Here is a 21,661-nt window from a genome sequence, read left to right on the forward strand (position 1 = left end):
CTATTGCATGGCGCGCTGCGGTGCTGCTTCGCGCGCGAGCCAACTGCCAACGCTCTCGCCACCGCGCGGCCGGGCCGTTAGTGGGGTGTGGCTTAATTGTGATTCGGGCGGGCAGCCAGCCACCTGCGTGAGCCAGCTGCGATAGCAATACTCGGCCACCCGATGCAGGCGGGCGACTTTTTCATCGAGCTTAAACTGCATTTCAGCCCAGCTTTGCACCGAGGGCAGATGCTGATAGGCGCGAATTTGCTCTGCGCCTTCTTCGCACCAGGCGGCGATACTCTCGGCGGTGACTTCCAGATGCGATTGCAAAGCCAGATGCGGGCCGTAGGCAAAGCCTTTATTCATGCAATGCGTGCCAAATAGCACCCGTTTGGCGCCACGCGGAATGGCAAAAGTCTCGAAATGCCAGTGGAAAATCTCGATTTCCCGCTGTGGCCCCAACCAGTGGTGCGCCTCGCTAAAACGGGTGAGCAATACCTTGCCCCAGCCAATCTGCGGCACGCTATTGCGCCGCACGCTGGCGCCCAGCGCCCGGGCCAGCATCTGGCCGCCAAAACAATGCCCCAGAATCGGGCATTGCCGCGCCAGCGCATCTTGCAGTAATTGATCTTCGCGGCGTAGCCAGCTGTAGCCGTCATTGGCGCTGGCATTGCTGCCCAAGAGCACAATGCCGCTAAATTCGGCCGCTTTGCTAGGCGGGGTATCGCCCTCATCGATAGCAAATATGCGGTATGGCAGCGCATACCGGTCGAGGTATTGCTGTAAAAAACCTGGGCCTTGGTTGCGCTCGTGTTGGCAGATGGCGATGGGTCGCATCGGTTTGCTCCGTGGTTGAACACCTCGGCAGCCTAGGCCGCGCCCTGCAAAAGCGGTGCAAAAAAACCGTCTTGCCCCATTAAGAGCGCATAAAAATCGCCATCCGCCGTCGCAATACGGGGTGTGGCGGGCGATTTTTATACTTTTTTTATATCGCGCAACTGCCTTTTTGCACCGATTTTACCCGCCGATTCTTACAGTGACAGCGTCCGCAGTGCCGTGGGGGTGCTGCGTTTTGCAAGGTGATTCTGATGTCTGATCTTGATTGTCTGTTGCTGGCCTTTGCCTTGAATCTGGCGATTTACGGGCTGCTGCAGTTGTGCCGACGCACGGGAGGTACCGCATGTTAAGCATGTTGTGGGTGGCCGCAGGCCTCGCGCTGGCCTTGCTGGGGCTGTTGTTGTATGTGCTATTTAACCCGGAGCGTTTTTAAATGACCGCCAATGCTTTTTTTCAGCTGGCGCTGTATCTGGGCGTCTTGATTTTACTGGCGATGCCGCTCAGCCGCTGGCTGACGCGGGTTATGGCCGGCGATATTCCCCGCGTGTTGCGGCCGGTGCAATGGCTGGAGCACGGGCTGTATCGGCTGGCTGGGGTAGAGCCTAAACAAGAGCAACACTGGCTGGCCTATGCGCTGGGGCTGCTGCTATTCAATGTACTGGGTTTTCTGGCTCTGTATGCCTTGCAGCGTGCGCAGGGCGTGCTGCCGCTCAACCCACAGGCCTTTGGCGCGGTGAGTAGCGATTCGGCCCTCAATACCGCGATTTCCTTTGTCACCAATACCAACTGGCAGGGCTATGGCGGCGAAAGCACCATGAGCTACCTCACCCAGATGCTGGGGCTGGCGGTGCAGAATTTCGTGTCGGCCGCCACGGGGCTGGCGGTGGCGGTGGCGCTGATTCGGGGTTTTGCCCGCAAATCGGTGCGCACGATTGGCAATTTCTGGGTCGATTTGACCCGCAGTACTTTGTATATCTTGCTGCCGCTGTCGCTGCTGCTGTCGCTGGCGCTGGTGAGCCAGGGCGTAATCCAGAACTTCAAGCCTTACCAAAGTGCCCGCCTGCTCGAAGCGCAAAGCTATAGCCAGCCTAAGCTCGATGCCGCTGGCCAGGCCATGAAAGACGCGCAAGGCCAAGCGGTACTGGAAAGCGTGTCAACCCAGACTCAAACCCTGCCGATGGGCCCGGTGGCCTCGCAAGAAGCGATCAAGCTGCTGGGCACCAATGGCGGTGGTTTTTTCAATGCCAACTCGGCCCACCCCTACGAAAACCCAACGCCGTTGAGTAATTTCCTGCAAATGCTGGCGATTTTCCTGATTCCGGCGGCGCTGGTGCTCAGTTTTGGCCAGCAGGTGGGCGATCGCCGGCAGGGCTGGACGATCTTGGCTGCGATGACGGTGCTGTTTGTGCTGGCCTATGGCGTGCTGGTGGCGGCGGAGCAGGCCGGTAATCCGCGCTGGGCCACGCTGGGCCTTGATCAGCTGGTGAATCTGGAAGGCAAGGAAGCGCGCTTTGGCATTGTGGCCAGTAGCCTGTTTGCCACCATCACGACCGCCGCGTCTTGCGGGGCGGTGAATGCCATGCACGCCTCATTCACGCCGCTGGGCGGCATGATCCCCACGCTGTTGATGCAGCTGGGCGAGGTGGTGTTTGGCGGGGTGGGCGCGGGTTTGTACGGCATGCTGGTGTTTGCCTTGCTGGCGGTGTTTATCGCCGGGCTGATGGTGGGCCGCACGCCGGAATACCTGGGCAAAAAAATCGAAAGCTTCGAGATGAAAATGACCGCGCTGGTGATTCTGGTCACGCCGCTGTTGGTGCTCTTGGGCACCGCGCTGGCGGTATCGCTGGCCAGTGGCCGGGCCGGCATTTTCAACCCCGGCGCGCATGGCTTTAGCGAAGTGCTGTATGCGCTCTCGAGTGCGGCCAATAACAATGGCTCGGCCTTTGCCGGCCTCTCGGCCAATACCCCGTTTTATAACTTCCTGCTTGGGGCGGCGATGTGGCTGGGGCGCTTTGCGGTGATCGTGCCGGTGCTGGCCATGGCCGGCGCGCTGGCCGCCAAGCCGCGACTGCCGGTGAATGCCGGCACGCTGCCCACGCATGGCCCGCTGTTTGTCGGGTTGTTGGTGGGGGCGGTGTTGCTGGTGGGCTTGCTCAATTACATCCCGGCCTTGGCGCTGGGGCCGATTGTGGAGCATCTGCAGCTGTGGCAGGTGGCGCACTAAGCTGCTTGTTAAGAATACCTAGGTGGGTATGGCTATCAAAATCTCATCAATATTGAGCTTGATGGCTATACCCCGAGAAAGAATCAGAAAAAGGATTTGACGATGTCACAAAGTCAATCACTGCTGGACCCCGCGCTGGTCAAGCCTGCGCTGTGGGCTGCTGTGACCAAACTCGCACCACAAGTACAGTGGCGCAATCCGGTGATGCTGGTGGTGTATGTGGGCGCGTGGTTCACCAGCGCGCTGTGGGTGCAAGCCTGCTTGGGTCAGGGCGATGCGCCGGCCGGACTGATTGCCGCCATTAGCCTGTGGCTGTGGTTTACCGTGCTGTTTGCCAATTTTGCTGAAGCACTGGCCGAAGGACGCAGTAAAGCGCAGGCCGCCAGCCTGCGCAGCACCAAGAAAAACGTGCTGGCACGCAAGCTGAAAACCCCTGATCCCGATGCCAGCCCCGAAATCACCGATAGCGCCAGCCTGCGCAAAGGCGATCTCTTGCTGATTTTGGCTGGGGATGTGGTGCCGGCCGATGGCGAAGTGCTGGTCGGGGTGGCCTCGGTCGATGAATCTGCCATTACCGGTGAATCGGCTCCCGTAATCCGCGAAGCGGGGGGGGATTTTTCGGCGATTACTGGCGGTACGCGGGTGCTTTCCGATTGGGTGGTGGCGCGCGTCACGGCCAACCCCGGCGAGGCCTTTCTCGATCGGATGATCGCCATGGTGGAAGGCGCCAAACGCCAGAAAACCCCGAATGAAATCGCCCTCACCATCTTGCTGGTGGCGCTGACGATTGTGTTTCTGGTGGTGACCATCACGCTGCTGCCGTTTTCGCAATTTAGCGTGGCGGCGGCGGGCAGTGGCCAGCCGGTGTCGCTCACCGTGCTGGTGGCGCTGTTGGTGTGTCTGATCCCGACCACGATTGGCGGCTTGCTGTCGGCGATTGGTGTGGCCGGGATGAGCCGGATGCTGGGCGCCAATGTGATTGCCACCTCGGGCCGCGCGGTGGAAGCGGCGGGCGATGTGGATGTCTTGCTGCTGGATAAAACCGGCACCATCACGCTGGGTAATCGCCAGGCGGTGCAGTTTATCCCTGCGGCTGGGGTGAGCGAAGAAGCGCTGGCCGATGCGGCGCAATTTGCTTCGCTAGCCGATGAGACGCCAGAAGGGCGCAGCATCGTGGTCTTGGCCAAACAGCGCTTTAATCTGCGCGAGCGGCAGCTGGAGCAACATCAGGTCAGCTTTATTCCGTTCACCGCACAAACGCGCATGAGTGGCGTGGATGTGGATGAGCGGGAAATCCGCAAGGGCGCGGTGGATGCGATTCGTCAGTATGTGCTGGCCGCTGGGCAGGATTTTCCGGCCAGCGTCGCCAAACAGGCTGACGAAGTGGCGCGCCGTGGTGCCACCCCGCTCTTGGTGGCAGAAAACCAGCGCGTGCTGGGCGTGATTGAGCTCAAAGACATCGTGAAAGGCGGCATTAAAGAGCGCTTTGCCGAGCTGCGGGCGATGGGGATCAAAACGGTGATGATCACCGGGGATAACCCGCTCACCGCCGCGGCCATTGCCGCCGAAGCCGGCGTGGATGATTTTCTGGCCGAAGCCACGCCGGAGGCCAAGCTGGCGCTGATTCGCCAGACGCAGGCCGAAGGCAAACTGGTGGCGATGACCGGCGATGGCACCAATGATGCGCCCGCCTTGGCGCAGGCCGATGTGGCGGTGGCGATGAATACCGGTACGCAGGCGGCCAAAGAGGCCGGGAATATGGTGGATCTGGATTCCAACCCGACCAAGCTGATCGAGATTGTGGAGATCGGCAAGCAGATGCTGATGACCCGCGGCGCGCTGACCACTTTCTCGGTCTCGAACGACGTGGCCAAGTATTTCGCGATTATTCCGGCTGCCTTTGCCAGCACTTATCCGCAATTGAATGCGCTCAATGTCATGGGGCTCACCAGCCCAGCCTCGGCGATTTTGTCGGCGGTGATTTTCAATGCGCTGATTATCGTGGTGCTGATTCCGCTGGCGCTGCGTGGCGTGCGTTATCAGGCGCAAAGCGCGGCGCAGCTCCTGCGCAGCAATCTGCTGATTTATGGTCTGGGCGGTTTGCTAGTGCCGTTTGTTGGGATCAAGCTCATTGATGTATTGCTCACCGTGCTTGGTCTGGTTTGATTTATAGCGTTATACCGGGGTGGGGTATCTGCCCCGCAAGGAGTTCACAGATGTCGCAATCATTGTCGCAACAATTTCGCCCTGCGCTGGCGCTGTTGCTGGGTCTCACGATCATCACCGGCGTGGTGTACCCGGCGCTGACCACGGGCCTGGCGCAAGCCATTTGGCCATGGCAAGCCAATGGCAGCTTGCTGCAGCGCGATGGCCAGGTGGCGGGCTCGGCGCTGATCGGGCAGGCTTTTAGCGGGCCACGGTATTTCTGGTCGCGCCCTTCGGCCACGGCCACCTTGGCCTACAACGGGCTGGCTTCGGGCGGCTCGAATCTGGGCCCGACGAATCCGGCCTTGCAACAACAAGTGAGCGAGCGCGCCGCCGCGCTGCGGGCCGCACATCCGGGGCAAAGCGCACCGGTACCGCTGGATTTGGTGACCACTTCGGCCTCTGGCCTGGATCCGCACATTAGCCCGGCGGCGGCGACCTATCAGCTGGAACGGGTGGCGGCGGCGCGGCATCTGCCGGTGGAGACGGTAGCGCGGCTGGTCAAACAGCATACCCGCAGCGCACAATGGGGCATTCTGGGCGAGCCGGTGGTAAATGTGCTGGCCCTTAATTTAGCTTTGGATGAATTGCCGCAATGAGTAACCCGGCCCGCCCTGATCCCGATGCCTTGCTGGCGCAGCTGCAGCGTGAAGAAGCCCACGCGGCCCGCGGCCGGCTGAAGATTTTTTTTGGGGCCTGCGCCGGCGTGGGCAAAACTTTTGCCATGCTCAATGCCGCACGCGCCCGCCAGCAGGCCGGCGTGTCGGTGCTGATTGGTGTGGTAGAAACCCATGGCCGGCAGGAAACCGAAGCCCAGCTCCTGGATTTGCCGCTGCTGCCGCGGCGGGTGGTTGAGTATCAGGGCCGGCAGCTGAGCGAGTTTGATCTGGATGCGGCTTTGCAGGCCGCGCCACAGCTGATGCTGATTGATGAATTCGCCCACGCCAATCTGCCCGGCAGCCGCCATGCCAAGCGCTGGCAAGATGTGGAAGAGCTGCTGGCGGCGGGGATTGATGTCTACACCACGCTCAATGTGCAGCATCTGGAAAGCCTCAATGACATCGTGGGGCAGATTACCGGCATTGTGGTGCGTGAAACAGTACCCGATAAGGTGTTTGACGCCGCCAACGAAGTCACGCTGGTGGATTTACCGCCCGAAGAGCTGCTGGATCGGCTGGCGGCCGGCAAAGTGTACCTAGGCGCACAGGCCGAGCGTGCCGCGCAGCATTTTTTCCGCAAAGGCAATCTGCTAGCGCTACGCGAGCTGGCCTTGCGCCGCACCGCGGATCGGGTGGATGCGCAAATGCGCGCTTATCGCGCCGATCAGGCGATTCAGCCGGTGTGGCAGGCGCGCGAACGGCTCTTGGTCTGCGTAGGCCCGGGCGCGGCGGGGGAAAAACTGGTGCGCAGCGCTGCCCGGCTCGCTGCCAGCCTGCATGCCGATTGGCTGGCCGTGTATGTCGAAACCCCGGCGCTCTTGCAGCACAGCAAAGGTCAGCGCGAGCGCGTGCTGGCCAGCTTGCGCTTGGCGCAGGAATTAGGCGCCGAAACCTCGGTCTTGGCCGGCTCCAGCTTAGTGACCACGCTGCTGGCGTATGCGCGTAGCCGCAATGTGTCCAAGCTGGTGCTGGGGCGGCCCCATGCGCGCCATTGGCGTACGCTGTGGCGGCGCTCGCTCTCCGAGCGTTTGGCCGAGGCCACGCCGGATATTGATGTGTATGTGGTGGCCGAAGACCCACTGCGGCCGGGCGAGCGTCCGCAAGCGCCGCAGCCGTTTTATGCCCCAGTGCCCACCCGTTCACGCTGGACTGGCTACGCTGGCGCGCTGGGCGCGTGTTGCCTGACGACATTGCTGAGCTTGCCCTTATTGCATGTGTTTGATCCGGCCAATGTCGTCATCGTTTTTTTGCTGGCGGTGGTGCTGGTGGCCATCCGCTGGGGGCGCGGGCCGGGAATGGCTGCGTCGATCTTGAGTGTTTTGACCTTTGATTTCTTTTTTGTGGCGCCCAAGCTCTCGTTCACGGTTAGCGATACCCAGTATCTGTTTACCTTTGTGTTGATGCTGGTGGTGGCGCTGGTAATTAGCCAGCTGGCGGCGCGGCTGCGCTTTGAAGCGCAAGTGGCCACTTATCGCGAGCGTCGGACTCGGGCGCTGTATGAGCTGGGGCGTGAGCTGGCTTCGGCGCTGACCAGTGCCAGCGTGGTGGAAATTGGCCAGCGTAAATTGGCCGAATTATTCGGCGGGCAAAGCCTCTTGCTGCTGCCAGATGCCAGCGATGAGCTGCAGGCAGCGGGCGAGCTGGGCGAGTTTGATCCGGGCTTGGCCGATTGGGTGTTTCGGCAGGGCGAGCCCGCCGGCTGGAGTACCCGCACCTTGCCGGCGGCCAAAGCGCTGTATCTGCCGCTCAAAGCGCCGATGCGCTTGCGTGGCGTGTTGGCCCTGCAGCCGGGTGAGGCCGAATTATTAGCCAGCCCCGAGCAGCAGCGCTTGCTGGAAACCTGCGCTAGCCAGATCGCGGTGTCGCTCGAGCGTGTGCATTATGTGGAAGTAGCGCAGGATGCGATTGTAGCGATGGAGGGCGAGCGCTTGCGCAATAGCGTGCTGGCGGCCGTGTCGCATGATTTGCGTACGCCGCTTACGCGCTTGTCGGGTTTGGTGAGCCTATTGCAGGCAGGAGAAGGGCTGCAGGCGGGGGACGGCGCGCCAGCAGGGGGCGGCATTCACTCTGCCGCTGCCGAGCCCGCCTTGCGGCTCAGCGCCGAGCAACAGCGGCAGACCTTGGCCACGCTGGCCGATGAAGTACAGCGCATGAATCAGCTGGTGCTCAATCTGCTTGAAATGGCGCGGCTGCAATCGGGCGTGGTGCTGCAGCTGGAATGGCATGTGCTCGAAGAAGTGATCGGCAGTGCGGTGCGTGCTTGTGCCAGCCAACTGGCCGGGCACCAGCTGCAGATTCAGCTGCCTCCGGATTTGCCGCTGGTGGAGTACGATGTGGTGCTGATCGAGCGGGTGCTGGTCAATTGGCTGGAAAATGCCGCCAAATACACGCCGGCCGGCAGCACGCTGCTGCTCAGCGCTCACACCGATGCGGACACTTTATGCGTGCGTTTGCGCGATAATGGCCCCGGCTTACCGCCCGGCGCGGCCGAACGCTTGTTTGATAAATTTACCCGTGGCCATGCCGAATCGGCCACGCCCGGCGTGGGGCTGGGGCTAGCGATTTGTCGGGCGATTATTGAGGCCCACCATGGTCAGATCAGCGCGCGCAATGTCAGCCCGCAGGGCGCCGAATTTGAATTTCGTCTGCCGCGGCGGCCGCCACCGGCGCTGACCCTTGAGCCGCCGCTCCCGCTACAACCTTGAGAATCAGGCATGACCGAATTAAGTCCCAGCATTGTGCTGGTGGAAGACGATCCGCCGATCCGGCGTTTTTTGCAAACCACGCTGGAGCTGGCGGGCTGGCAGGTGCATGTGGCCGAAACTGGCCAGCGCGCGCTGATCACCATCGCTAGCCGGCAGCCGGATCTGGTGATTCTGGATTTGGGTCTACCCGATCTGGATGGGCTGGAAGTGATCCGCCGCGTGCGTGAATGGTCGTCGATCCCTTTGCTGGTGCTATCGGCGCGGGCGCAAGAGGGCGAAAAAGTCGCCGCGCTGGATGCCGGCGCCGATGATTATCTGACCAAGCCATTTGGCGTGGATGAATGTCTGGCCCGCATTCGGGTTTTGTTGCGCCGTCATGCCGGGCAAAGCGCCAAAGCGGCGCAGATTTTTCAGTTTGGTGATGTCAGTGTGGATCTGGTGCAGCGGCAAGTGAGCAAAGCCGGGCAGGCCATCCACCTCACCCCGATTGAATACCGGCTGCTCAGTACCTTGATTCGCCATGCCGGCAAAGTGCTGACTCACCGCGAACTACTGCGCGAGGTGTGGGGGCCCAATCACAGCGAATCCAGCCAGTATCTGCGCGTGTATATGGGGCATTTACGGCAAAAGCTGGAGCATGATCCGGCTCTGCCAACTTATCTACTTACCGAAACCGGTGTCGGCTATCGCTTGCTGGTTTGACTGGTGGTGCTTGGGTATTGCTCTGTAGCCATTTATTTTATTGATCTGCAGAGCAATACCTCGCTTAGCTTAACGATCGTCGCTGATCGCTAGCCATTCATACAGCGTACGGCCATCGTGCAACACCCAGCGCTGCTGCGCCGGCTGATCTTCCGGATCGCTCACAACCCAGCCCGTAAGCTCTGCTGGCAAGCCTGTACATTGCGCCAGTTTGAGCTGCAAGGCGCGCAAACCATTGGCCGCGGGGGCTGCCACTTTGCCGCTGAGGGCGCAGCTGCTGCCGCTGGCCGCGCTAATCTCACCTTGCACATTCAGCTGCCACGCCAGATTTTGCCCCTTGTATTGAGCGATATATCGCCCGGCAGCCAGATCGCTGGCGGGTAGGCTTGCCCCTTGCTCTAGGCTGAACTGCAGCGCAGCCGTACCGCTGGTGGCCGGAATACGTTGCCATTGCCCCGCCTGCTGCTGGTACAGCGCCGTGGTATTAGCTGCGGCATCTTGCAACAGTAGCGCGCGGCTGCCATCGCTAAGGCTGAAATACAGCCCCATTTGCAGCTGTTCATCCTCACCCACGCTCACCCGGTATTGACCGGCTGGCAGATTGGGTACGGTGAGTTGCGGGGCTGGGCTAGCAGTGGCACTCGGGGTGCTGCTACTGCCGCCACACGCGCTTAGTAATAAGCTGAGTGCGGTTAGCCCGAGCATGAGCGGGGTACGATAGGGCTGCAATTTCCACATCGGCTGGCCCCCGCTCATTGGAATAACTCGCGCAGACGCAAGCGCAACCAGGTTTGCGCTTGGGGGCGATGCTCAAAACCCACCTGCATGGCGGTGACGGCAATCTGGTTTTGTACCACGGCCGATTCGTCTTCCTGCTGCTGGGCGCTGGCTGGCGTGCTGACCGGGCTGATGGTAACGCCAGGGAAATGATAGTTGCCCAGACCGTAGGCTTTGGCCGCCGGATCATTGCCAAGGTCTTCCACAAATTTGAGCGCATACAGGTTGTAGCTGCCAAATTTGGCAAAACGCCAGCTAGGTTTGCTGAGCTCTTTAGGGAAATTCACATTCAGCGCCAGACCCGCGGGCAACAGTGGGCCGCTACCGGCCTTGGCTTGCAGCTGGTTGAGCAGGGTGAGGCTCAGTTGCGCGACGGTGCTCGAGAGTGGGTTGGCCAGATTGGTGTTGTCGGTGGTGTTGCTATCGGCGCTTAGTGCAATCGCGGCAAGGCCACGGGCAGCGGCAAACTGGGCATTGCTAACCGTGCCCGAGCTATTAACGATGCTGCCTACGTTCTGGCCTTCATTCGGGCCGGAGAGCACCAGATCCGGGGCTTTATTCCAGCGTTTCATTGCCAGCACATCCAGCCCATACATGGTGGCCATAATCGGCGTTCCATTCACATAGTGGTAGTCGCCATTGGTAAAGCCCGCCTTGCTCATTTTCCCTACGGCTGGCTCACCGGCGCTGGCGGCGCCATTGAGGCAGCCACCGGTTTTCGGATCGGCATTGCTGGTCGAGAGCGGGGTGAGCGGGGTGAGGAATTTTGCCGCCGCCCCCATGCCGCTTTGGCCGGTACATGGTACCGAGACGATGACATCATGGCCTTTGGCTTTGAGCGCTTCATACAGCGCTTTCAGATTGCTGGTGAGGCCATCGTCATTGGTTAAGACAATATTGAGGGCAAAGCTGGGGCTGGCCAACGCTATGGCGAGGCTGCCTAGCAGCAAGGAAGAGCGAGTCATGCAAGTGTCTCCGTGGAAAAGTGTCGCCATGAAAACATACGAAGATGTATGTTTTGTGACCATGGCATAAATTCGCCGCGACCAAGGCTGACTCGTGGTTGACGCGGCGTAGGTGGGTTGTAACAATGCCGCCATGTCTAGTCTGCAACCTCGCGCGCAAGCCACTCAGCTGGCGCTACTGCGCGCTACCGAAACCCTCCTGGCCACCGAAGGCTATGCGGCCTGGAGCGAAGATGCGATTTGCCAGCGCACGCAACTGAGCCGTGGCGCTTTGCGCTATCACTTTCCGGCTGGCCGCTATCAACTCTTAACCGCCTTTGCCCGCTGGGTGGTGGATGGCCAGGCTGAGCGCCTCGCGCCACTGGCTGGGCTGGATGTGCGCAGCCGGTTGTATCTGGTGCTGTATAGCCTCAGCAGCCAAGCGCCTTCGAATGCCACCCGCGCTTTGCTGGAGCTGTGGATGGCCGCCCGCGGCGATGCCCAGCTGCAGGCCGCGCTGGCGCCGCTGATGCAGGAAGCCGAGCAGCAATTACTGGCCGAACAGCCGGCCGATGAGCCCGAATTATTAGCGCTGCGCTTGCTGATGCATGGCGCTGCGCTGCAGGCTTTTCAGCCCGAAACGCGGCCCGAGGCGGTGATGGCGGCGCTGCGCTGGCTGTTGGCGCAATTGCCGGTGCCGCTGGGCTTGAGCGAAATTTTGCAGGCGCTCAATCAGCAGCGGCAGGGCGGCGACGCGGCGAGTGACTCGCGCAAATAGAACAATCGTTCTATAATGGTGGCATTGCTTGCTGTGATGAGGTTTTGCCATGTTCAGTCGTTTGCTGGGCCCTTGGCCCTGTTCGCCCGAGATGCCGCCGCAGCCGGTGCCCCTGATGGGGGTGCGGGTGCCGGCCGGTTTTCCGTCGCCGGCCGAAGATTGGGCCGAAGAGCGGGTCGATTTCAATCAGCGCTTTATCCGCCATCCGGAAGCGACGTTTTTCTTTACCGTGGATGGCGACAGTATGCAGGGGCCGGATCCGGCGCGCAGCATTGCCCACGGCGCCTTGCTGGTGGTGGATCGGGCGCTGGAAGCTCGCCACGGCGATGTGGTGGTGGCGGTGCTGGATGGCGATTTCACCGTCAAGCGGCTCTTTATGCGCAATGGCCATCTGGCGCTGGTGCCGGAAAACCCCGCTTATCCTTCGCTGGTGCTGCAAGAAGGGCAAAGCCTGGAAGTCTGGGGTGTGGTGATTGGCTGCTATCAGGCGTTTCGCCAAGATGTTCGCCCTCGTCGACGTCAATAATTTTTATGTGAGCTGCCAGCGGGTTTTTCAGCCCGAGCTGGAAGGCCGCCCGGTGGTGGTGCTGTCGAATAACGACGGCTGCATTGTCTCGCGCAGCAATGAAGTGAAAGCGCTGGGCCTGAATATGGCCGCGCCCTGGCACGAATTGCAGGCGCTGGCTCGCCAGCATGGCATTGTGGCCCTTAGCAGCAATTACGCTCTGTATGCTGATATGAGCGCGCGGGTGATGCAGCTGTTGGGGCAGATGGCGCCGCAGCAGGAAATCTACAGCATCGATGAGTGTTTTCTGGGCTTGCAGGGCATGGCGATCGATAGCGCGGCCTTTGGTCAGCAGATTCGCCAGCGGGTGCGCCAGTATACCGGACTGCCGGTCTGCGTGGGCTTTGCCCCTAGCAAAACGCTGGCCAAGCTCTGCAATGCCTGGGCCAAACGGCGGCCCGAGCTCAATGGCGTGTGCGATTGGCGCACATTGGCACCCGCGCAGCGGCAGGCGTGGCTGGCGGCCACGCCGGTGGATGAAGTCTGGGGTATTGGTCGCCAGCTCTCGCAGCGATTGGCTTTGCGGCATATACACACCGTGCTGGATTTGCAGCAAGCCAGTGCCAGCAAGCTGCGGGCCGAGTTTGGCCTGCCGGTGGCGCGCACGGTGCAAGAGCTGAATGGCCTCAGTTGCCTGCCCTTAAGCGCGGTGGCCGATAAGCAGCAAATCCTTTGCAGCCGCTCCTTTGGCCGGCCGGTATATAGCCAGCAGGAATTAGCCGAGGCGATTAGCACTTATCTGGCCCGCGCGGCCGAAAAACTGCGCCGGCAGCAGTCGGCCGCGGGCAGCATCGGGCTGTTTATCCGCACGAATCCCTTTCGCGCCGAGGCGCCGCAGTATCGCCGGCATCTGGTGTTTCCGTTGGCGCAGGCCAGCGATGACACCGTGCAGCTAACGCGGGTGGCGCTGTGGCTGCTGGCGCGGCTGTATCAGCCCGGCTATGCCTACGCTAAGGCGGGGGTGATTTTGAGCGATTTGTGCCCGCGCCAGGCGGTGCAGGGGCATTTGTTTGCCGCCAGCGCCGATCCGCTGCGCCGCGCGGGGCTCAATGCCACGCTGGATCAGATTAACCAGCGCTTTGGCCGTGGCCGCATCCGGCTGGCCAGCTGTGGTGGCCAGCAGCCGGGCTGGAGTATGCGCCAGCTGCGCCGCTCGCCCAGCTGGACCACCCGCTGGGAAGATTTGCCCACCGCCTATGCGCGTTAAGCTGAAATGAGACTGACATTGCCGCGATAAATCGTTAAGATCAATCCCTGTGCCGGCCACGGCTGGATCTGCCGTAGTGTTCAAAAATCAACAGGGGTATCGCGATGCAAGCAAAATTGATGATGGGTTTGCTAGGTATACTGGCTACCGGTATGACACTAGCCAAGCCTTTGGTGGTGTGTACCGAAGCCAGCCCTGATGGCTTTGATGTGGTGCAATACAACTCGCTGACCAACACCAATGCGGCAGCCGATCCGATCTTTAACCGGCTGCTGGAATTTGACCCGGCCAGCGGCAAATTACTGCCGAGCCTGGCGCAAAGCTGGCAGGTGAGCAGCGATAACCGCCAATACACCTTCAAGCTGCGCCGCAATGTGGCGTTTCAGCGCACCGATTATTTCAGCCCCAGCCGGCCGCTGAATGCCGATGATGTGCTGTTTAGTTTTCAGCGCATGCTCGACCCCAATCACCCCTGGTATGGTACGGCGGTCAGTGGCTATCCGCACGCCAAATCGTTTCAGCTCGATAAGCTGATTAGCGAGATCCGCAAGCTCGACGATTACACCGTGCAATTTACCTTGAGCGAGCCCAATGCCACCTTCTTGCCGCTCTTGAGCATGGGCTTTGCCTCGATCTACTCGGCGCAATACGCCGCCCAGCTCGAAGCCGCTGGCGCGCAAAAAGACCTCAATAGCAAACCGATCGGCACCGGCCCATTTGCACTGAAAAGCTATCAAAAAGACGCGGTGATCCGCTATGACGCGCATCCGGCCTACTGGGCCGGTAAACCCAAGGCCGACAAGCTGATTTACGCCATCACCCCCGATCCGGTGGTACGGGTGCAAAAAGTAAAAGCGGGTGAGTGTGATCTGGCGCTGGGGCCCAAGCCGCAAGAGCTGATTGCCGCCAAGAATGATCCCAAGCTCAAAGTACTGAGCACGCCGATGTTTGGCACTGGCTTTGTCGCCATCAATACCAGCCACCCGCCGCTGGATAAAGTTGCCGTGCGGCAAGCGCTGAATCTGGCGTTTGATCGCAATACCTATCTGGCCCGTGTCTTTGAAGGCACCGCCACCGCCGCGCTGGGCGTGTATCCGCCTACCACCTGGAGCTATCTGCCGCCCAAACAAAGCGGCCGCAACGTTGCCAAGGCGCGCCAGCTGTTAAAACAGGCCGGCCTGCCCAATGGCTTTAGCACCACGATTTGGGTACGCCCCAATGGCAGCACGCTCAATCCCAACCCCAAAGCGGGCGCCGAGCTGCTGCAAGCCGATCTGGCGCAAATCGGGGTGAAAGCCGAGATCAAAACCATCGAATGGGGTGAGCTCATCAAGCGCGCCAAGGCCGGCGAACACGATCTGCTGTTTATGGGCTGGAGTGGTGACAACGGCGACCCGGATAACTTCCTCACCCCGCAATTTGCCTGCGCCTCGGTCGAATCGGGCCTCAATTTTGCCCGCTATTGCGATAAGGCCCTCGATGGCGCCATTCAGGCGGGGCGGGCCACCGCCGATCAGGCCAAGCGCAGCCAGTATTATCAGCAAGCGCAGCGACTGATTGCCGAGCAAGCCTTGTGGATTCCGCTGGCGCACCCGCTGGCCGCAGTGATTAGCTCGCCGAAAGTGAATGGCTATGTGGTTAACCCGTTTGGCCGGCAAAGCTGGGCGAATGTACATGTGCGTTAAGCCGGCACACAACGAGATAGGGAAGGAGAGAGCATGAGCGAAGTATTGCCGACCGCGTTTACGCAACCCCCGAGCCGCGCGCACACCGCCAGCCTGAAATGGGATAAATACGCCGGCCAGAATATTTTGCCGCTCTGGGTGGCGGATATGGATTTTGCTGCGCCGCCCGAAGTATTGGCCGCGCTGGCCGCCCGCTTGCAGCATGGGGTGCTGGGCTATACCAACCCGCCGGCATCGTTGGTCGAGGCGGTGCAGGATTACGCTGCGCGGGTCTACCACTGGCAGATCGAGGCCGATTGGCTGGTGTGGTTGCCGGGGCTGGTGCAAGGGCTGAATCTGGCGTGCCGCGCCGTGGGGCAGCTCGGTGATGCTGTGCTCACCATGACCCCGGTCTACCCGCCGTTTTTGCGCGCGCCGGGCTTGGCGCAGCGCGAGCTGATTACCGTGCCGCTGCAGCAAGTGGCGGGGCGCTGGCAGTTTGATTTTGCGGCCCTGACGGCGGCGATCACCCCGCACACCCGGCTCTTGCTCTTGTGCCATCCGCATAATCCGGTCGGGCGGGCCTGGCAGCGCGATGAGCTCGATACCCTGCTGGGTATTGCCCGCCAACACAATCTGATTGTGTGCTCTGACGAGATACATTGCGATTTATTGCTGGATGAAGGCCTGCAGCATCAGCCGTTTGCCGCGCTGGCCACCGATTTCGCTCCGCGCACGATCACGCTATTGGCACCCTCGAAAACCTGGAATATCCCCGGGTTGGGCTGCGCGCTGGCGGTGATTCCCGATCCGGCCTTGCGAGCGCGCTTTCGCCGCGAAATGGCGGGGCTGGTGCCGTCCGTGAATGTGCTGGGTTATCTGGGCGCTGAAGCGGCGTACCGCACCGATGGCGCCTGGCATGCGCAATTACTGCATACCTTGCGGCAAAATCGGGCCGCGCTGGCGGCGCTGTTTGCGCGCTATCCGGCCAGTGGCCTCAAGTTGACCGTGCCCGAGGCCACTTATCTGGCCTGGATTGATGCCCGCGCTATTGACACGCGCCAGCCTTTGCCGGTGTTTGAGGCCCATGGGCTGGGTTTATCGGATGGTGCTGATTTTGGTTTTCCGGGCTGGGTGCGCTTAAATTTTGGCTGCAGCCCCACTACGCTGGCGCTGGCCTTGCAACGGCTGGAGGGACTGTTGCAACAATACTGACGCCGGCGGCCCGGGTGCTTGGGTAAAATTGACAATGAACTTAAAACCCATCATACCGACTTACGTGCGTGCCACTCTGGCGCTGACCATCATCTTGTTTGAAAACTACAGGGATACCACGATGAAACCGATCTTCACCGCCGCCATGCTGGCCGCAGCCTTATTGACCACCCCAGCGGTATGGGCCGAAAACACGGCCGCCGCTAGCAGTGCCACCAGCGCCGTTCGCGATAATCTGTTTACTATTCCGCTCTCGGCTTATCAGCTTGATGCCAAAGACCCCAGCCAGCGCGTATATCTCAAGCCCGGCGTGAGCCTGCCGAGCTATCAGCAAGTGATTGTGGAAGCGCCCCTGTTTTTGCGTCAGGGCGATAATCAGGAATGGGAGCTGCTGCAACCGAATGAGGCCAGCAAGATTGCCAATTACTTCAAAGCCAAACTTAGCGTCGAATTACAAAAGCAGGGCATTAAAGTGGTAGAAACCGCCGATGCCAACACCCTGCGCCTGCGTTTTGCGGTAACAGGGCTGGCGCAAACCCGCCCGGGGCTGGATCTGATTGATGTGCTACCCGCCAAAGCCGCCATCAATATCGCCAAAATGGCGGTCGGCAAAGAGCCGTATCTGGTGCGCGTGGGGACCATGGCGCAGCTGGAAGACGCCAGCAGCGGTGAGCTGTTGGCCGGCACGGTGCATCTGAAAGAAACCCGCAAAACCAAGGTGAAAGACAAAGCCATTACGCTGGATTATCTGGAGCGTGAAATCGATAAACTCACCAAAAAATCCGCTGCGCAGCTGGCCAAAGCCATGGGCAAAGCAGCGTAAGCGGCCAACATCTAAAGCGGCGAACCCATCGCCCGCGGTACGCAGCAGGCCAAGCTCACGCTTGGCCTTTTTTATCCGCACTGCAGGTGGGCTAATTGCGCGGTAACTGGGCAGTAATCGCCCGCTCGTCCACCACTTGGCACTGATTAAATACCGCCAAATCCTGCAGGCGCGCGCGCAGCGCTTGGCTAAATGCAGCGTCGGCTTTGAAGTCGGCGCTCAGATGCAGGCTCAGTATTTCCAGTCGGGCTTCACGCCGATGCGCCTTGCAATCCAGCCGGCCGACAAAATCGTGGCCATACAAAATCGGCAAACAAAAATACCCAAACTGCCGCTTGGGCGCGGGCACATAGCATTCCAGGGTGTACTGAAAGCCAAACAGCTGCTGCAGGCGTTCGCGGTGAATAATGGCGTTATCAAATGGCGAGAGTAGATGAAGCTGGGGTGGGGTATTGCTGGCAGATTCTTGATAATGATGCGCAGTATTAACATACCCCCATGGGGTCTTTGCCTGGGTTGAGTGGGTATCGTTGAGCGGCTGCACCCGGCCGTCGTGAACGGCGGCGGCCAGCTGTTCTTGCAGCAAGGCCTTGATGTGTCGATCGGCTTGCAGGTGAGTCAGTTGCTTGAGCGTGATCACCGCCTGATTACGCAGATACAGCGCAAACAGATACTCGGCATATTCTGCCCGGCTGGGCGCCCGGGTATCCACACCCGCAGGGAGCACGCGCTCTGTGAGGTCATAGATCTTTTCCATGCCTTGCCGCTCGCGCACCATCACTTCGCCGCGCAGAAACAGCTTTTCAATCGCGCGCTTGGCCGGACCCCAATCCCACCAGCCCTGGCTTTTGCCGTGCCCCTGATTCAGCGCTCGGGTGCTTAGCGGCCCGGCTAGCGCGATTTTCTGGCGTATTTCCTGCAATAGCGCGGTGGGGACATCGCGGTAGGCCTGCCACAGGCCATCGCGCACCAGCCCCATCCGATGCTGGGCAAAGCGGTAATCGCGCATCGGCAGATAGGCCGCCGCGTGAAACCAGTATTCAAAAATCTGGCCGCTCGCTACCAGCTGATTAAGCCATTGTGGCGAGTAATCGGCCACGCGTGTCCATAGCACGTGATGGTGCGCGCGCTCAATCACGGCAATCGTGTCGATCTGCACATAGCCCAGGTGCTCAATCGCCGCCTGCGTGCCGGCCAGACCCGTGCCGAATTGATTGGGCGAGCTCAGCCCTTGGGCGCTGAGCGCCAGTTGCCGCAGATGGGGTGTAGGCATGATGGCAAAAGGTAGTGAACGAATGTTCTATATCATACGCTCGGCAAACACGCTTGGGAAAGAATTATCACCTGGCACTTTGCTTTGCGCCGGCAATTGATTACCATACGCATGGGCTGACTGGACGCCCAACTCGCGAAAGTGCAAACACCTGCTTTTTTGCGCAAGCCTTTAGCTTGCATACCCTCCGTGGCTCACAGCGAGATGGCCACTCTCTAAGGAGCTGGTATGCCCAATACAGATTTAACCCCTTCATCCCCCGACTCGGCCGCCGTGCAATTTTATTTGCGTCAGGCCCGGCAATATCAGCGCGCGGCGCAGTCCGATTCACCGGCGCTAGCCTTACCGATTTTGCGCCGGATTTTGCACACTGGCGTGTGCGGTCAGCTGTCATTGCCGCAGCTATTTCAGCAGCGCCACACGGTGCAGCGCAAGCATGTGCTGCGCATGCTCGCGCTGGAAGCCGGTTTTGCCAGCTGGGAAGCTTTTCGCCCCGTTTTGCAGCAGGGCGCCGCGCCGCAATTGCAGGCGGCCCAATTTATGGCCAGCGGGGCTGGCCAGCTCAAACTCTGGTTTGCGGATCACCACAGCGCAGCGCAATATGTGGCTGAGCAGGGTGGCACGGTACTGGGGCAGGGTACGCAAGCGGTAGTGATGCCGGCTGTTCGCAGTTAACACCAAGCTCAATGACGCCACTGGCGCAGTGCACCTGTGAGGGTGCGCTACGCTGGCGGCGGTTTAGTGCCGTGAACGGTGGTAAACCGAATGCTTGCTGCATATAAACCACAGCATAGGGCCAATTCATACCCAGGCTGCGCCGCCATTCAGCTGAATAGTACTGCCGTTCAGGTAAGGATTGCTGAGCGCAAACAGGGCCGCCTGAGCGTAGTCGTTACTATCGCCGATGCGTTGCAAGGGCTGTTGCTGTGCCAGCTGCTTGAGCTGGGCTGTATTCATGGCGCTTTGTAGCAAAGGGGTTTGCATGGGGCCTGGGCTAATCACATTAATGCGCCGCGGAGCGAGCTCGGCGACCAAGGATTGCGCCAAACTTTCCACTGCGCTGGCGGCCGCGGCCACGATGGCCATGCCGGGGCGTGGGCGTTGGTTGATCATGCCTGAGGTCAGCACAATCGAGCCATGCGCGGGCATTTTGGGCGCAGCAGCCTGAATAGCGCGCACCGCGCCCCAAAAACGCGTATCCATGCTAATGCGCAGCTGCTCGACTGGGGTATCCAACAGTAAGCCCGGCGCATTATTGGCTGCAGTAATGACCAGATGATCAAGCTGGGTGAGCTTGGCAAAGAAAGCTTTGATTGAAGCTTCATCAGCTATCTCCAAGACATCGCCGCTGGCCTGTGGGCCAAGTTGCTTTAGTGCTGTTTGCAATTGTTCTGCATTGCGCGCGCCGATATGCACGCTAGCCCCCTGAGCAATCGCACGCTGCGCAGTGGCCAGACCCAAACCTGAGCTGCCCCCTAAAATCACGATCTGTTGCCCAGCTAAATTAACGTTGTTCATGATTTGCTCCTTTGCACCAATCAATCATCAAGTCATTATTCTATTAGACCAGTCGTCTAGTTTGGCGTAGATATGATGCCGCTTGAATGTGTAATTAGACATTGTAGGTAAATAGCTAAGTGGAGGGCGAATGATGTACGGCGGGCTAATGGCAGCTAGCCGAGCTTTGGAACCAGTCGTATGGAAGAGTGCTAGAAACAAACGGCAAACAAAAAGCCCATGCGAGCATGGGCTTTTTGTTTAATCTGGAGCGGGCGATGGGAATCGAACCCACGGCACAAGCTTGGGAAGCTTGGGTATTACCATTATACGACGCCCGCGAAAGCAAGCATTATAGCAGCATTTCAGGTTTTGGGTAGCGTTACGCCGTGTTGACCCTGATATTTGCCACCACGATCGCGGTAACTGGTTTCGCAGATGTCATCGGCATCCGCTTCAAAGAACAGCACTTGTGCCACACCTTCATTGGCATAGATCTTGGCCGGCAGCGGGGTGGTGTTGGAGAATTCCAGTGTCACATAGCCTTCCCATTCCGGCTCGAACGGGGTTACGTTCACAATGATGCCGCAGCGGGCGTAGGTGGATTTACCCAAGCACACCGTGAGCACATTGCGTGGAATGCGGAAGTATTCCACCGTGCGCGCCAGTGCGAATGAATTTGGCGGGATAATGCAATAACCCTTGCCAGATACATCCACAAAGCTATTTTGGTCGAAATTTTTCGGGTCAACGATGGTGGAATTCAGATTGGTAAAAACTTTGAATTCGTCGGCGCAGCGGATGTCATAGCCATAGCTAGAGGTGCCATAAGAGACAATCCGCTCGCCATTGATTTCTTTCACCTGGCCCGGCACAAAGGGCTCGATCATGCCGTGCTCTTGCGCCATGCGGCGGATCCACTTGTCAGATTTGATGCTCATGCTGTCACACGCCTGTAAATATTTAGCCCGTATTGTATCTGCATCTTGTATTCGATACTACGCCACCCCAGATAAGCACTACGGGCTGTTGTGTTCCTTGCCTTGGCAGGGCCAATTGCCGAGAATGAAAGAAAGCTAAAACAACATCACGGAGTATGCGTTTACATGTCTTCTGCCACTTGTGCAGCACTGGCTTTACCCACGACCAATGCCGGCCAGTTTGATCTGGCTGCCCTGACCACCCCGCTGGCGGTGATTTATTTTTACCCGAAAGACAATACCCCTGGTTGCACCACCGAAACCGCCGATTTTCGTGATCTGCACGCCCAGTTTCTGGCGGCGGGTGCGGCGGTATTTGGCGTGTCGCGCGATAGCCTGAAAAGCCACGAAAACTTCAAAGCCAAACTGGGCTTGCCATTTGAATTGATTTCCGATCCTGAAGAGCAAGCCTGCGAAGCCTTTGGGGTGATGAAACTCAAAAACATGTATGGCAAACAAGTGCGGGGTATTGAGCGCAGCACCTTTGTGATCAACGCCTCGGGCGAGATACTCCGCGAATGGCGCGGGGTGAAAGTCCCCAATCACGCAGCCGAAGTGCTCAGCTTCGTGCAGTCTCTCAAGTAGTCATTCCTTAGCGGCCTTCTGGCCGCTTTTTTGTGCCCA

20 protein-coding genes and 1 tRNA gene are annotated in these 21,661 nt (G+C 59.7%); 14 read left to right on the forward strand and 7 right to left on the reverse strand.

Going from position 1 to position 21,661, the window contains the following annotated elements; translation table 11 throughout:
* A complete protein-coding gene (locus L991_RS02210) occupies positions 1-819 on the reverse strand; it encodes a type 1 glutamine amidotransferase (RefSeq protein ID WP_052190518.1) in 819 nt (272 codons plus the stop codon).
* Positions 820-1,162: 343 nt separating this feature from the next.
* On the opposite strand from L991_RS02210, the gene L991_RS17165 reads away from it, so the two are divergent.
* The 6 genes from L991_RS17165 to L991_RS02235 all read left to right on the forward strand — a co-directional run bounded on the left by L991_RS17165 (position 1,163) and on the right by L991_RS02235 (position 9,314).
* Positions 1,163-1,252 carry a potassium-transporting ATPase subunit F gene (locus tag L991_RS17165; RefSeq protein WP_156128955.1) on the forward strand — a complete coding sequence of 30 codons (90 nt, stop codon included), beginning with the start codon at positions 1,163-1,165 and terminating at the stop codon, positions 1,250-1,252.
* Positions 1,253-3,043, forward strand: a complete 1,791-nt coding sequence (kdpA, locus tag L991_RS02215; protein ID WP_047391754.1) for a potassium-transporting ATPase subunit KdpA — start codon at positions 1,253-1,255, stop codon at positions 3,041-3,043.
* Between the two features lie 102 nt (positions 3,044-3,145).
* Positions 3,146-5,209 carry a potassium-transporting ATPase subunit KdpB gene (kdpB, locus tag L991_RS02220; RefSeq protein ID WP_047391757.1) on the forward strand — a complete coding sequence of 688 codons (2,064 nt, stop codon included), beginning with the start codon at positions 3,146-3,148 and terminating at the stop codon, positions 5,207-5,209.
* A 50-nt stretch (positions 5,210-5,259) separates the two neighbouring features.
* Positions 5,260-5,847: a potassium-transporting ATPase subunit KdpC gene (gene kdpC / locus L991_RS02225; RefSeq protein WP_197053770.1), complete on the forward strand. Its 588-nt coding sequence runs from the start codon at positions 5,260-5,262 to the stop codon at positions 5,845-5,847.
* Complete coding sequence (locus tag L991_RS02230; protein ID WP_047391761.1) at positions 5,844-8,612, forward strand: sensor histidine kinase KdpD; 2,769 nt, start codon at positions 5,844-5,846, stop codon at positions 8,610-8,612. Before kdpC ends, L991_RS02230 begins: the two co-directional genes overlap by 4 nt.
* Positions 8,613-8,621: 9 nt before the next feature.
* Positions 8,622-9,314 carry a response regulator gene (locus L991_RS02235; protein WP_047391765.1) on the forward strand — a complete coding sequence of 231 codons (693 nt, stop codon included), beginning with the start codon at positions 8,622-8,624 and terminating at the stop codon, positions 9,312-9,314.
* A 69-nt stretch (positions 9,315-9,383) separates the two neighbouring features.
* Here the strand turns inward: L991_RS02235 and L991_RS02240 are convergent, their stop codons facing one another.
* Both L991_RS02240 and L991_RS02245 read right to left on the reverse strand, forming a co-directional pair.
* Entirely contained in the window at positions 9,384-10,052 is a 669-nt protein-coding gene (locus L991_RS02240) for a hypothetical protein (protein WP_156128956.1), read from the reverse strand.
* A 14-nt stretch (positions 10,053-10,066) separates the two neighbouring features.
* Positions 10,067-11,056, reverse strand: a complete 990-nt coding sequence (locus L991_RS02245) for a 5'/3'-nucleotidase SurE (protein WP_047391770.1) — start codon at positions 11,054-11,056, stop codon at positions 10,067-10,069.
* A gap of 133 nt (positions 11,057-11,189) precedes the next feature.
* Here L991_RS02245 and L991_RS02250 point away from each other — a divergent pair, with 133 nt between their 5' ends.
* The 6 genes from L991_RS02250 to L991_RS02275 all read left to right on the forward strand — a co-directional run bounded on the left by L991_RS02250 (position 11,190) and on the right by L991_RS02275 (position 17,287).
* A complete protein-coding gene (locus L991_RS02250; protein ID WP_028449443.1) occupies positions 11,190-11,813 on the forward strand; it encodes a TetR/AcrR family transcriptional regulator in 624 nt (207 codons plus the stop codon).
* A 49-nt stretch (positions 11,814-11,862) separates the two neighbouring features.
* Complete coding sequence (locus L991_RS02255; RefSeq protein ID WP_047391774.1) at positions 11,863-12,339, forward strand: LexA family transcriptional regulator; 477 nt, start codon at positions 11,863-11,865, stop codon at positions 12,337-12,339.
* Positions 12,314-13,585 (forward strand): Y-family DNA polymerase, encoded by a 1,272-nt coding sequence (locus L991_RS02260; protein WP_047391777.1) that lies wholly within the window; start codon positions 12,314-12,316, stop codon positions 13,583-13,585. Before L991_RS02255 ends, L991_RS02260 begins: the two co-directional genes overlap by 26 nt.
* 104 nt (positions 13,586-13,689) lie before the next feature.
* A complete protein-coding gene (locus L991_RS02265) occupies positions 13,690-15,270 on the forward strand; it encodes an ABC transporter substrate-binding protein (RefSeq protein ID WP_047391780.1) in 1,581 nt (526 codons plus the stop codon).
* Between the two features lie 33 nt (positions 15,271-15,303).
* The gene (locus L991_RS02270; RefSeq protein ID WP_047391783.1) at positions 15,304-16,464 is read left to right on the forward strand and encodes a MalY/PatB family protein; all 1,161 of its coding nucleotides are present in this window, start codon (positions 15,304-15,306) and stop codon (positions 16,462-16,464) included.
* 121 nt (positions 16,465-16,585) lie between these two features.
* Complete coding sequence (locus L991_RS02275; protein WP_047391918.1) at positions 16,586-17,287, forward strand: DUF3313 domain-containing protein; 702 nt, start codon at positions 16,586-16,588, stop codon at positions 17,285-17,287.
* Between the two features lie 91 nt (positions 17,288-17,378).
* Here L991_RS02275 and L991_RS02280 read toward each other — a convergent pair whose 3' ends face one another.
* On the reverse strand, positions 17,379-18,560 hold the full coding sequence (locus L991_RS02280) for a winged helix-turn-helix domain-containing protein (protein ID WP_047391786.1): 1,182 nt from the start codon (positions 18,558-18,560) through the stop codon (positions 17,379-17,381).
* Between the two features lie 228 nt (positions 18,561-18,788).
* Between L991_RS02280 and L991_RS02285 the strand changes: the two genes are divergently transcribed.
* Complete coding sequence (locus L991_RS02285; RefSeq protein WP_047391788.1) at positions 18,789-19,235, forward strand: hypothetical protein; 447 nt, start codon at positions 18,789-18,791, stop codon at positions 19,233-19,235.
* Between the two features lie 126 nt (positions 19,236-19,361).
* Here the strand turns inward: L991_RS02285 and L991_RS02290 are convergent, their stop codons facing one another.
* From L991_RS02290 to dcd, 3 genes are all read right to left on the reverse strand, one after another.
* Positions 19,362-20,078, reverse strand: a complete 717-nt coding sequence (locus L991_RS02290) for an SDR family oxidoreductase (RefSeq protein WP_047391790.1) — start codon at positions 20,076-20,078, stop codon at positions 19,362-19,364.
* Positions 20,079-20,324: 246 nt separating this feature from the next.
* A tRNA-Gly gene (locus L991_RS02295) sits at positions 20,325-20,398 on the reverse strand.
* Between the two features lie 24 nt (positions 20,399-20,422).
* Entirely contained in the window at positions 20,423-20,998 is a 576-nt protein-coding gene (dcd, locus tag L991_RS02300) for a dCTP deaminase (RefSeq protein WP_028449421.1), read from the reverse strand.
* Positions 20,999-21,163: 165 nt separating this feature from the next.
* On the opposite strand from dcd, the gene L991_RS02305 reads away from it, so the two are divergent.
* The gene (locus L991_RS02305; protein ID WP_028449420.1) at positions 21,164-21,622 is read left to right on the forward strand and encodes a peroxiredoxin; all 459 of its coding nucleotides are present in this window, start codon (positions 21,164-21,166) and stop codon (positions 21,620-21,622) included.
* Positions 21,623-21,661: the final 39 nt, after the last annotated feature.

Origin of the sequence: Chitinibacter sp. ZOR0017 (assembly GCF_000799095.1) — a bacterium.
In the GTDB taxonomy this organism is placed as follows: Bacteria; Pseudomonadota; Gammaproteobacteria; order Burkholderiales; family Chitinibacteraceae; genus Chitinibacter; species Chitinibacter tainanensis.